Consider the following 11,858-nt stretch of genomic DNA (forward strand, 5'->3'; position numbering starts at 1 on the left):
CGAAATTTCTACCCGAATCTGCTAGGCTCTTCCGATGAAAGAGATCGCCTTCATCCTGCTCGACCGTCCCGTGAGCTGGGCCGAGGCCGCACTCGGCTTCGCCGGCTTGAGTCTCCTCTTGCTCGTACTGGTCGTCATCTCGTCCTGGCGCGGCGCCTCGCGGCGCACGCTCGAGGCCGCCATGGCGGTTGAGCGCGCCCGCGAGATGGACGACAAGGTCGCCGAAATGAACCGCACCCAGGCGGAGCTGTCAGGCCGCCTGCAGTCGATGGCCGAGATCCTCTCGACGCGGCAGGGCGATCTCGCCCGCCTCGTCGCCGAGCGGATGGACGGTTTGCGCCAGCAGGTCGGCGCCGGGCTGGAGCAGAATGTCCGCCAGACCTCGGAGAGCCTCGGCAAATTGCAGGAGCGGCTCGCCGTCATCGACTCCGCCCAGAAGAACCTGACCGACCTCACCTCCGAGGTGGTGACGCTGAAGGACGTGCTCTCGAACAAGCAGGCACGCGGCGCTTATGGCCAGGGTCGCATGGAGGCGATCATCCGCGACGGGCTGCCCGCCGCCTTCTTCGCCTTCCAGCCCCAGCTCTCCAACGGCAAGCGGCCCGACTGCATGGTGACGCTGCCCGGCGACGGGCGCGGCCTGGTGATCGACGCGAAATTCCCGCTGGAAAGCTTCACCATGCTGCGCGAGGCGCGCGGCGACGAGGCGAAGAAGGCCGCAGGCGTGCGTGTCCGCAATGATGTCGGCGTGCATGTGAAGGACATCGCCGAGCGTTACTTCCTGCCGGGCGAGACGCAGGACCTGGCCCTGCTCTTCGTGCCATCTGAATCGATCTATGCCGATCTGCACGAGCATTTCGACGATGTGATCCAGAAGGCGCATCGCGCCCGGATCATGATCGTCTCGCCCTCGCTGCTGGCGCTCGCAATCCAGTTGATGCAGTCGCTGGTGCGCGACGCCCGCATGCGCGAGGAGGCGCAGGTGATCCAGTCCGAGGTCGGCAAGCTGCTCGCCGATGTGCGCCGCCTCGGCGACCGGGCCGAGAAGCTCGACCAGCATTTCCGCCAGGCCCAGGAGGATGTCTCCGGTATCCGCACCTCGGTCGGCAAGATCGCCAGCCGCGGCGAGAGGATCGGCGCGCTTGAATTCGACGACGCCAAAGCAGCCGAGCCGACGCTGCCCTTCGCCAAGGGGCTGGCGCTGAAGGCCGCAGCGGAGTGAGCCTGGCCTCGCCGGCGCTCTAACCCTTGCTGAGCACCTGGAGCAGCGCCTTGTGAAACTCCTCGGGCGCCTCGACCTGCGGGGAGTGGCCAAGTTCGGGGAATTCGACGAGCTGCGCATTGGGAATGGCCTTGGCGGCCTCCCGTCCAAGCTGTTGATAGAGGCCGAGCGTCTTCTGCAGCTCGGGCGTGGCGCGGTTGGCTCCCGGAGCGGTGCGGTCCTTGCCGCCGATCATCAGGGTCGTCGGCACCTGGATATTCGGGAATTCATGGATGACCGGCTGGGTGAAGACCATGTCAGAGGTCTGCGCCTGGTTCCAGGCGACCGCCTGCTTGCCGTCGCCGGCATACATCCCCGCGAGCATCGCAACCCATTGGTCGTATTCGGGCTTCCAGTTGCCGTTGTAGTAGAAGCGCTGTTGATAGGCCTTGATGCTCTCGAAGCTCGTCTTCAGCTCGGCCTGAAAGCCTGCGTCGAGCGTGGCATAGGGAACGCCCTTCGCCTGCCAGTCCTCAAGCCCGAGAGGATCGACCAATACGAGGCGCTCGACGGTCCCCGGATACATCAGCGCGTAGCGGGCCGCGAGCATGCCGCCCATTGAATGCCCCATGATGATGACGCGCTGAATGCCGAGCTCCTTCAGCAGCCCCGCCGTATTGGCCGCTAATTGCTGAAAGCTGAACTGGTAGCCCGCCGGCTTAGTCGATTTGCAGAAGCCGATCTGGTCGGGCGCCACGACGCGGTAGCCGGCCTGCGTCAGGACCTTGATGGTCGCATCCCAGGTTCCGGCGCAGAAATTCTTGCCATGCAGGAGCATGACGGTCTGGCCATTCGCCTGACCGCTCGCCGGAATGTCGAGATAGGCCATTTCGAGCGGCTGACGCTGCGAGATGAAGTCGTGGATCTTGACCGGATAGGCGTAGTCGAAGCCTTCCAGCCGGGAGCCATAGGCGGCAACGCCGGTTTGCTGGGCGCTGGCCGGCGCCGCCAGAGCGAACAGAATGGCGGCTGCGGTGGCGATACGCATGGAGCGTCCTTCCGTCAGGGATGCGGACGCCTTGATAGTCTGCGAAGACGTGACCGGCTCCCGCCATCTCGCCCGGCCCGGATCACGATCCGCTGAGCGAACGCTGCGGAAGCCTCCGGCGAGGCTACGGGTTGCGGCGCATCTCAGGCGCGGCTCAACGCTGCCGAGAGTTCCGGCTTCACGTTCAACGTCTGGAACACGACGCAATAGCGCTCGGTCAGTTTCAGCAGCGTGTCGAGCTTCTCCTGCGGGGCGTCGGTCTCGACATCGAAGGAGAGGCGGATCGCCTTGAAACCGACGGGTGCATCCTTGGCGACGCCGAGCGTGCCGCGGAAATCGAGATCGCCCTCGGCACGGACGGTGCCCTTCTTCAATTCGATCTCAAGCGCGGTCGCGACCGCCTTCAGCGTCACGCCGGCGCAGGCAACGAGCGCCTCGAGCAGCATGTCGCCGGAGCAGAGCTCGGCACCGGAACCGCCGGTCGCCGGGTGCAGGCCGGCAAGCGCGATGGCGCGGCCGGTCTCGACCTTGCAGGCGATGTGCTGGTCGTCGAGCTCGCCCCGCGCCTTCAGCGTGATGACCGCCGCATCGGGCGTCTCGCGATACTGGTCCTTGAGCGGAGCCTGGAGGGCGCGCAGGGCTGTGACGTCCATGGTTTCAACCTTCTTGGGACAAGCGACGATGCCCGTCGCAAATAGTGCTGCTAACCGGATCAGGCCAGAGCATTGCGCGAAAAAACGGGTACCGGCTTTTCGCTTGAGCAATGCTCTAAACTCTTAGAATCGATCACGTTTCTCGCATTCGGACAATTCCGTCCGAATGCGACGTGATCTGAGGCTGCCGGCGCAGGGCCGGGCAGCGCCCTACCACCACATCCCCGCCGTCTCGGCGGTCTTGTGCTGCTGCGGCTCCTCGTCACGCAGCGAACGATCGAGCGTGCGCAAAACCTCGCGCTTGCTCGCCTCGAAGGCGGGCGAGAGCCGGTCGCGCGGGCGGGCAAGCGGATTGTCGAGCTCGTCGAAGATGCGGCCGGGCTTGGGCTGCATCACGATGATGCGGTCGGCCAGGGTCACCGCCTCCTCGACATCATGCGTCACCATCACGACCGTTGGCCTGCTCTCCTCCCAGAGCGCCAGCAGATGGCCGTGCAGGCTCGCCCGCGTCGTGGCGTCGAGCGCCGAGAACGGCTCGTCCATCAGCAGGAGTTTCGGCCGCGTGATCAGCGCCCGAGCGATGGCGATGCGCTGCTGCTGGCCGCCGGAAAGCTCGCGTGGCCAGCGCTTCTCATAGCCGGCGAGGCCGACGCGGACGAGCGCATTGGTCACGAGCCCCTCGCGCTCGAAGGCGGAGAGATGCGAGAGCCCGAAAGCGACATTGTCGGTAACGCTGAGCCAGGGAAACAATCGCGGCTCCTGGAAGATCACGCCGACATCGGCGCGCGGCTCATGGATCGCCTCGCCGTCGAGCAGGATGCGTCCGGCGCTCGGCCGGTCGAGGCCCGCGATCAAGCGCAGCAATGTCGTCTTGCCGCAGCCCGAGCCGCCGACGAGGGCGAGGATCTCGCCCGCCGCCACGCTGGCGGTGATCGCCGACAAGGCACGCGTGCCGTCGGCATAGGTTTTCGAGAGGGTCTCGAAGCTCAGCATCGCGGATGCCTTTCAGAGCGTGTCGCGGCCGAGATCCTGCCAGGCGAGGAAGGGCCGCGTAATGGCGAGCAGCAGCCCGTCGGCCAGCTTGCCGAGCACGGCGAAGCTGATGATGGCCGCGATGATGGTGTCGGGGCGGCCGAGCTGCTGGCCGTCCACGAGCAGGTAACCAAGGCCCTCGCTCGCGCCCATGATCTCGGCAGCGACCACGAACATGAAGCCGAGGCCGAGGCCCGAGCGCAGCGCCGTGAACCAGGCCGGCAGGATCGCCGGCAGCAGGACACGCCGGACCATGGCGAGCCGGCCGAGCCGGAAGACGCGACCAACCTCGACGATCTTGCGGTCGATGCCCTGGATCGCGGCCGCCACCCCGAGATAGACCGGGAAGAACACGCCGACCGCGATCAGCGCGACCTTCGAGGCCTCGAAGATGCCGAACCACAGGATGAAGAGCGGCACCCAGGCGATCGAGGGGATCGCGCGCAGCGCCTGAAGCGTCGGGTCGAGCAAGCCGCGCGCGACGGGTAGAGCCCCCGTCAGTGCACCCAGAACCGTGCCGACGCCCGCGCCCAGGCCGAAACCGGCGGCGACACGCCAGAGTGTCGCCGTGACATGGGTCAGGAGCTCGCCCGAGACCGCCAGGCCCCAGAGCGTCCGCCCGACTACGCTGGGCGGCGGCATCAGACGGCCATTGGCGATGCCGGCCCGGACCAGGAGCTCCCAGAGCGCGGCGAGCGCTATCGGCAGCAGCCAGCCGGCGAGACCGAGGCGACGAGAGCCGGGGCGACGAGAGCTGGCGCCGGGCGAGCCCGGAGTTTTCGCCTGCGTCGCGGCTGCGATCTCCAGCGTGCTCATCGCGCCTCGACCGCCTCAGTTGGTCGCGGCGAAGCGCCGGTCGAGCAGATCGTCGACGACCGCCTTGATGTCGGTCGTCGCGGGCAGCACGCCGGCTTCCTTCAAGGCGAGGCCGGCGGCGATGATCGTATCGGCCTGCGCCTGGCCAATGCTGGAATGCGTCAGCTCGGTGCGGGTGAGCTGGCGCTCGATCACGGCATCCGAGAGCTTGGTGTAGTCGATCAGCGTCTTCTTCAGCTCCGCCGGATTGGCGAGCGCATAGACGCGCGCCTCCTCATAGGCGGCGATGACCTTGTGCACGAGGGCCGGGTTTTCCCTGGCGAAGGCCTCGCGGACATTGAGGATGCCCCAGGTGTTGTCCTCAGCCTTGCGGTGGAAGAGTTTTGCGCCGCTCTCGACCTCGGCTGCCGCCATCAGCGGGTCGAGCCCGGCCCAGGCGTCGACATCGCCGCGCTCCAGAGCGAGGCGGCCATCGGCATGCTGCAGCAGGACGAGCTTGACGTCCTTCTCGGTCAGCTTGGCCTCGGCCAGCGCCCTGACCAGGAAGATATGCGGGTCGGTGCCGCGCGTCACGGCGACGCGCTTGCCCTTGAGGTCAGCGACCTTGGTGATCTCGCTCTTGGCGCCGGTGACCAGAGCCGTCCATTCCGGTCGCGAATAGACATAGATCGACTTGATCGGGTTGCCGTTGATCTTGCCGATCAGGGCTGCCGCGCCGGCGGTCGAGCCGAAATCGAGCGAGCCGGCATTGAGGAATTCGAGCGCCTTGTTGGAGCCGGCCGACTGAACCCAGCGCACGGCGATGCCCTCGGGGGCGAGCGCCTTTTCGAGGATGCCGCGCTCCTTCAGCACGAGGCTGACGGGGTTGTAGGTCGCGTAGTCGATGCGGATTTCCTTGGGGGCCTGCGCAAAGGCGGAGGCTGCGCCCAGGGCAAGCGAGGCGGCGGCGAAACCGGCGATGGCGAGGCGGCGTGTGAGCGTGCTCATGATCGATCCCTTGTTGCGATGACGCGCAGGGATCGGGACAGACTCGCAAGCCTGCCCTTGGCCCCGACGCTTTAGCTGCACTTATTTCGCGCCCGCAAGCTGCTGGCTCAAATCGGCGCGTATCCGTCTTTTAGGTCCGTACGTTCTGTTTGTCAAACACGACATCCGATGATGTTGAATTGTAAATTGCACATTCTGCCGATGTGTAATTTATCTGCTTTGCGAATCCCGCCGGCATGTTAACGAGCGGAATGGGCCGAGGCCGCATGGCCCGGAATCGAGGGTGAGCCGCCGTGTCGTCCGTCGCCGATCAGCCGCGCCTCGCGCTCGCCGAGGTGCTGGAGAACCCCGCCCGGGCCGTCGCGAACCTCATCGCCCGATTGGGCAAACCCACCACCGCCGAGATGCGCCAGGCGCTGGTAGCGCATCTGCGCCGCGTGCTCGAGGAAGGCCATGCCTCGGCCAAGGATCTGCTCGCCGGCCCGCGCAACGGCCTCGCCTGCGCCGCGCGCATCTCCGCGACGATGGACGGGATCATCGCCTGCCTGCATATCGCGGCGAGCGAGCATTTCTACCAGGCGGTCAACCCGTCGCAATCCGAGCGCATCGCCGTCGTCGCGGTCGGCGGCTATGGCCGCGGCACTCTCGCGCCGGGCTCCGACGTCGATCTGCTGTTCCTGTTCCCGCACAAGCAGACTGCCTGGGGCGAGAGCGTGGTCGAGGCGATGCTCTACCCGCTCTGGGACCTGAAGCTGAAGGTCGGCCACTCCGTGCGCTCGATCGACGACTGCATGCGCGAGGCGCGCGCCGACATGACGATCCGGACCGCGCTGCTCGAAGCGCGTTTCCTCATCGGGGACAGGTCGCTCTTCGACGAGATGGTGCGCCGCTTCGGGGCCGAGGTGGTGGAGGGCACGGCGCCTGCCTTCACCGAGGCCAAGCTCGCCGAGCGCGAGACCCGTGTGCGCCGCGCCGGCACCTCACGCTATCTGGTCGAGCCCAACGTCAAGGACGGCAAGGGCGGCCTGCGCGACCTCAACACCCTGTTCTGGATCGCGAAATACGCCTATCGCGTCGATGATGTCAGCGAGCTGGTCGCAGCCGGCCTGTTCGACCGCAAGGAACTGGTAATGTTCCAGCGTTCGGAGGAGTTCCTCTGGCGCGTGCGCTGCTGGATGCATTTCATCACCGGCCGGGCCGAGGAGCGCTTGTCCTTCGACCTCCAGCGCCAGGTCGCCGCCGCGATCGGCTATGCCGGGCGCAGCGGCCAGGCGCCGGTCGAACGCTTCATGAAAGCCTATTTCCTCGTCGCCAAGGATGTCGGCGATCTGACCGCCATCGTCTGTGCGGCGCTGGAGGCGCGCCAGCAGAAGCCGCGCGCCTCACTCTCGCGCCTGCTCGGCTCGTTTGCCAAGCGCAAGCGCGTGCGCGCACTCGGCCACCCCGATTTCACGCTGAAGAGCCAGCGTCTCAACGTGATCGACGACAACGCCTTCCGGCGCGATCCGGTCAACCTGCTGCGGCTCTACGAGATCGCCAGCCGCGACGACATCGCCATCCACCCCGACACCAGCCGGCTGGTGACGCAGTCGCTGCGCCTGGTCACGGCGCAATTGCGCCACGATCCCGAAGCCAACCGCATCTTCCTGGAGATCCTGACCGGGCGGCGCTCGCCGGAGCCGGTGCTGCGGCGGATGAACGAGTCGGGGCTGCTGGGGCGCTTCATCCCGGATTTCGGCCGCGTCGTCGCGATGATGCAGTTCAACATGTATCACCACTATACGGTCGACGAGCACCTGATCCGCTCGATCGGCGTCTTGGCGGAGATCGATGCCGGCGTCCTCGAAATCGAGCACCCGCTCGCCAACGAGATCATGCCGACGGTCGCCAACCGCCGGGCGCTCTATGTCGCGCTGTTCCTGCACGACATCGCCAAGGGCCGGCTGGAGGACCACTCGATCGCCGGCGCCAAGATCGCCCGCAAGCTCTGTCCCCGGCTGGGCCTGAGCGAGGCGCAGACCGAGACGGTCGCCTGGCTGGTCGAGCACCATCTCGACATGTCGACCGTTGCCCAGAGCCGCGACCTCGGCGACCCCAAGACGATCGAGACCTTTGCCGCGACCGTGCAGACGCTGGAGCGGTTGAAGCTCTTGCTCATCCTCACCGTTGCCGACATCAAGGCGGTCGGCCCCGGCGTCTGGAACGGCTGGAAGGGCCAGCTCCTGCGCACGCTCTATTATGAGACCGAGATCGTGCTCGCCGGCGGCTATTCCGTGATCGAGCGCAAGGCCCGCGTCGAGAAGAAGCAGGATGCGCTGAAGGAACAGCTCGCCGATTGGCCCGAGACCGAGCGCAACGCCTATCTCGCCCGCCATTATCCGCCCTACTGGATCAAGACCGACCTCGCCCGCCAGGAGAAGCACGCCCGCTTCCTCAGGCAGGCCGAGAGCGAGGGCCGCACCACAGCGACCGCCGTCGAGACCGACCAGTTCCGCGGCATCACCGAGCTCACCATCCTGGCGCCTGACCATCCGCGCCTGCTGGCGATCGTCACCGGAGCCTGCGCAGCGGCCGGCGGTAACATCGTCGATGCGCAGATCTTCACCACCACCGACGGGCTCGTGCTCGACACGATTTCGGTCTCGCGCGCCTTCGACCGGGACGACGACGAACTGCGCCGGGCCGAGCGGATCGCGGCAGCGATCGAGCGCGCGTTGAAGGGGGAGATCAAGATCGCGGATCTGGTGGCGCAGCGCCGCGCCCCGCCGCCGCGCGGCCAGACCTTCCAGCTCGCGCCCGAGGTCATCATCGACAATGTGCTCTCGGCCCGCCACACCGTGCTCGAGGTCTCAGGGCTCGACCGGCCCGGCCTGCTCTACGATCTGACCACCGCGATCGGGAAGCTCAACCTCAACATCGCCTCGGCTCATATCGCCACGTTCGGCGAGAAGGCGGTCGACGTGTTCTACGTCACCGACCTGACGGCGGCGAAGATCGTCTCGACCGCGCGCCAGCTCGCCATCCGCAGGGCGCTGCTCGATGTCTTCGCCTTCGAGCACGACAAGCCGGCCCCAGCCAAGGCCAAGGCACCCGTGCGCGCTTGATTTCGCAGGCGACAAGCCCGATATCGGCCCGGAACGCCGCTGCGCCCTTCGCGTGCGCCGGCTCCCGATCCGCCTGGAATTACGATCTATTTGGAATTGGATGACGCCATGACGCAGAAGCCTGCGAAAGACGAGCCCGAGATCGACACCGCGACCAGCGAGGAACTAGCCAATGAAGTCGCCTCCAATGCCGAGGCCGATCTCGCCCGGCTGGAATCCGAGCGCGACGACTTCAAGGACAAGCTGCTGCGCACGCTGGCCGATATGGAGAATCTGCGCCGGCGCACCGAGCGCGAGATTTCCGACGCCAAGGCCTATGCGGTGACGAGCTTCGCCCGCGATATGCTGGCCTCGGCCGATAATCTGCGCCGCGCGCTGGAGAGCGTGCCCGAAGCCGCACGCAGCGGGGCCGAAGCGGCGCTGGCAGCGCTGATCGAAGGCGTCGAGCTGACCGAGCGCGACCTGCTGAAGACGCTGGAGCGCCACGGCGTGCGCAAGATCGATCCGCAGGGCGAGAAGTTCGACCCCAACCTGCATCAGGCGATGTTCGAGGCGCCCGATGCCGAAACGCCCAAGGGCATGGTCTCCAAGGTCGTGCAGTCGGGCTACAAGATCGGCGAGCGCGTACTGCGGCCAGCCCTGGTCGGCGTCTCGGCCGGCGCGCCCAAGCCGCAGGAACCCTCGACCCCGGACACCTCCGGCAGCACTCCGTCCGGCCACTGAGACGTGCTCGAAGCCGCCGGCGTCGCCGTCTTTGCATTGACTGGCGCGCTGGTCGCGACCCGCAAGGGCATGGATCCGTTCGGCTTCATCCTGCTCGCGACGGTAACCGGCGTCGGCGGCGGCACGCTGCGCGATCTCCTGCTCGGGCGCCTCGTCTTCTGGGTGCGCGATCCCAGCGATGTCCTGGTCTGCTCGGGCGTCGCGCTTGGCGCCTGGGCCATCGCTTATCTGAAACCCGGCATGCTCGACGGCTGGGCCGGCAAGCGCCTGCTGATCTGGGCCGACTCGGCCGGGCTTGCGCTCTTCGCCGTTGCCGGCACGCTGAAGGCGCTCGATGTCGGCGTCTCCCCCCTGTCAGCGATCGCGCTCGGCGCGATGACCGCCTCCTTCGGCGGCATCCTGCGCGACATCCTGGCCGGCGACCGGCCGATGGTGCTGTGGAGCCGCGATTTCTACGTCACGGCCGCAGCCGCGGGGGCAGCAATGACCGCGCTTCTGTCGAGCCTGGTGATCGAACCGGTCATCGTCATGCTCGTCGGCCTCGCAACCACCTTCGGCCTGCGGGCTGGGTCGATCCTGTTCGGCTGGTCGTTCCCGAACCTGCCGGGCTCGGGATCGTCCTGACGACGTCACTGCGGCCCGGAGCAATTGAACGATCCAGCCGGATCGTTCAATTGCTCTGGGTCATTGTTTTAACGCGTTTTCTTCACGCGAACCGGTATCCACTTCGCTCGAAAACGCTCTCGTCACGCGCCGCAATGTCAGATTGATCCGCCCGCCTTGCGGCAACAGGCTCGACGAGCCCGCCAGGATGCGGTCGATGCCGTGATAGGCGAGCCTGGCCTCCCCCCCGAACAGCAAGGCATCGCCCGAGGCAAGCTTCAGCGACACCGTCTTGCCGCCCCGCTCCGTGCCGCCGATGCGGAACATGGCGGTGTCGCCCAGCGACAATGACAGCACCGGCGCCTCGAATTCCTGCTCGTCGCGGTCCTGATGCAGGCCCATCTTGGCGCTCGCCTCATAGAAATTGACCAGGCAGGCCTCGGGCGGATGCGGATAATCCGCAAGCTCCCGCCAGGCCTGCGTCAGCAGCGCCGGCATCGGCGGCCAGGCCAGGCCCGTCTCGGGATGGAGCGGCTGGTAGCGATAGCCGCGCTCGTCGGAAACCCAGCCGAGCGCGCCGCAATTGGTCATCCGCACCGAGAAAGGTTTTCCGGTCCTGGGCATGCGCGGGGAGAAGAAGGGCGCCTGCCGCGCCACCTCGCGCAGATCGGCGACGAGCGCGGCCTGCGCCTCGGCCGGGAGATAGCCCGGCCAATGGACCACGCCGGGCGCGATCGCGAGGCGCGTCATGCCCAGTTGCGTCATTCCCCGGCGCTCAGAGGCTGTTGAGCCCGAGCACATCGGCCATGGAATAGAGCCCGGGCTTGCGGCCCCTGCCCCAGAGCGCGGCCTTGACCGCCCCTTGTGCGAAGAGACTGCGATCTTCCGCGATGTGGGAGAGTTCCAGCCGCTCGCCGGTCCCCGCGAAGATCACCTTGTGGTCGCCAACCACAGTGCCGCCGCGCAGCGCCGCAAAACCGATCGTGCCGGGCTGCCGCGCGCCGGTGTGGCCGTCACGCACGGCGACGCGGGCATCAGCCAGATCGACCGCCCGGCCCTCTGCCACCGCCTCGCCCAGCATCACGGCCGTGCCCGAGGGCGCATCGACCTTCATGCGGTGGTGCATCTCGACGATCTCGATGTCCCAATCCGTGCCGAGCGTGGCCGCGACCTTGCGTACGAGGCCGGCCAGCAGATTGACGCCGAGGCTCATATTGCCGGAGCGGATGATGGCGGCATGGCGGGCGGCTGCCTCCAGCTTGGCCAGATGCTGCGGCTCCAGCCCGGTGGTGCCGACGATATGGGCGATGCGCGCCTGCGCGGCGAGGGCAGCGAAGGAGACCGTGGAGTCAGGCGTCGTGAAATCGAGCACGCCCTCGGCCTCGACGAAGGCCGGCAGAGCCTCGTCGGTCACATCGATGCCACAGGCCGGCAGGCCGGCGAGCACGCCGGCATCCTGCCCGACCACACCAGAACCCGGCCGCTCGACCGCAGCCGACAGGACACAGCCCGGCGTCTCATGGATCGCTTTGATCAGCATCCGGCCCATGCGCCCGGCGGCGCCGACGACGACAAGACGCATGTCGCTCATGAGAAGAACTCCGGAAAGCAGGTTGGCCTATCCGCCCGCCTATAGGACGAATCGGACAGGTGCGACACCCAAAACCCGGGGCCAACAAAAAACGGCCGGG

Annotated in this window: 11 protein-coding genes; 4 read left to right on the plus strand and 7 right to left on the minus strand. The window is 67.0% G+C overall.

The window, feature by feature from the left end; genetic code table 11:
- Window positions 1-34: 34 nt before the first annotated feature.
- Window positions 35-1,222 carry a DNA recombination protein RmuC gene (locus tag ACSQ3P_RS10600; RefSeq protein WP_436165545.1) on the plus strand — a complete coding sequence of 396 codons (1,188 nt, stop codon included), beginning with the start codon at window positions 35-37 and terminating at the stop codon, window positions 1,220-1,222.
- A gap of 19 nt (window positions 1,223-1,241) precedes the next feature.
- Here the strand turns inward: ACSQ3P_RS10600 and ACSQ3P_RS10605 are convergent, their stop codons facing one another.
- The 5 genes from ACSQ3P_RS10605 to ACSQ3P_RS10625 form a co-directional block, all read right to left on the minus strand.
- Entirely contained in the window at window positions 1,242-2,249 is a 1,008-nt protein-coding gene (locus tag ACSQ3P_RS10605; RefSeq protein ID WP_436165546.1) for an alpha/beta fold hydrolase, read from the minus strand.
- A gap of 143 nt (window positions 2,250-2,392) precedes the next feature.
- Entirely contained in the window at window positions 2,393-2,902 is a 510-nt protein-coding gene (locus ACSQ3P_RS10610; protein WP_436165547.1) for an OsmC family protein, read from the minus strand.
- 210 nt (window positions 2,903-3,112) lie between these two features.
- Entirely contained in the window at window positions 3,113-3,895 is a 783-nt protein-coding gene (locus tag ACSQ3P_RS10615) for an ABC transporter ATP-binding protein (RefSeq protein ID WP_436165548.1), read from the minus strand.
- Window positions 3,896-3,907: 12 nt separating this feature from the next.
- Complete coding sequence (locus ACSQ3P_RS10620) at window positions 3,908-4,750, minus strand: ABC transporter permease (RefSeq protein WP_436165549.1); 843 nt, start codon at window positions 4,748-4,750, stop codon at window positions 3,908-3,910.
- Window positions 4,751-4,765: 15 nt separating this feature from the next.
- Entirely contained in the window at window positions 4,766-5,737 is a 972-nt protein-coding gene (locus ACSQ3P_RS10625) for an aliphatic sulfonate ABC transporter substrate-binding protein (RefSeq protein ID WP_436165550.1), read from the minus strand.
- 338 nt (window positions 5,738-6,075) lie between these two features.
- Between ACSQ3P_RS10625 and ACSQ3P_RS10630 the strand changes: the two genes are divergently transcribed.
- From ACSQ3P_RS10630 to ACSQ3P_RS10640, 3 genes are all read left to right on the plus strand, one after another.
- Entirely contained in the window at window positions 6,076-8,841 is a 2,766-nt protein-coding gene (locus ACSQ3P_RS10630; RefSeq protein ID WP_436166232.1) for a [protein-PII] uridylyltransferase, read from the plus strand.
- 108 nt (window positions 8,842-8,949) lie between these two features.
- Window positions 8,950-9,564 (plus strand): nucleotide exchange factor GrpE, encoded by a 615-nt coding sequence (gene grpE / locus ACSQ3P_RS10635; protein WP_436165551.1) that lies wholly within the window; start codon window positions 8,950-8,952, stop codon window positions 9,562-9,564.
- Window positions 9,565-9,567: 3 nt separating this feature from the next.
- Window positions 9,568-10,188, plus strand: coding sequence for a trimeric intracellular cation channel family protein (locus ACSQ3P_RS10640; protein ID WP_436165552.1), 621 nt, complete (start codon window positions 9,568-9,570; stop codon window positions 10,186-10,188).
- 60 nt (window positions 10,189-10,248) lie between these two features.
- Here the strand turns inward: ACSQ3P_RS10640 and ACSQ3P_RS10645 are convergent, their stop codons facing one another.
- A complete protein-coding gene (locus ACSQ3P_RS10645; RefSeq protein WP_436165553.1) occupies window positions 10,249-10,932 on the minus strand; it encodes an alpha-ketoglutarate-dependent dioxygenase AlkB family protein in 684 nt (227 codons plus the stop codon).
- A gap of 10 nt (window positions 10,933-10,942) precedes the next feature.
- On the minus strand, window positions 10,943-11,749 hold the full coding sequence (gene dapB / locus ACSQ3P_RS10650; protein WP_436166233.1) for a 4-hydroxy-tetrahydrodipicolinate reductase: 807 nt from the start codon (window positions 11,747-11,749) through the stop codon (window positions 10,943-10,945).
- Window positions 11,750-11,858: the final 109 nt, after the last annotated feature.

Origin of the sequence: Allobosea sp. LjRoot9, assembly GCF_964252745.1 — a bacterium.
In the GTDB taxonomy this organism is placed as follows: domain Bacteria; phylum Pseudomonadota; class Alphaproteobacteria; order Rhizobiales; family Beijerinckiaceae; genus Allobosea.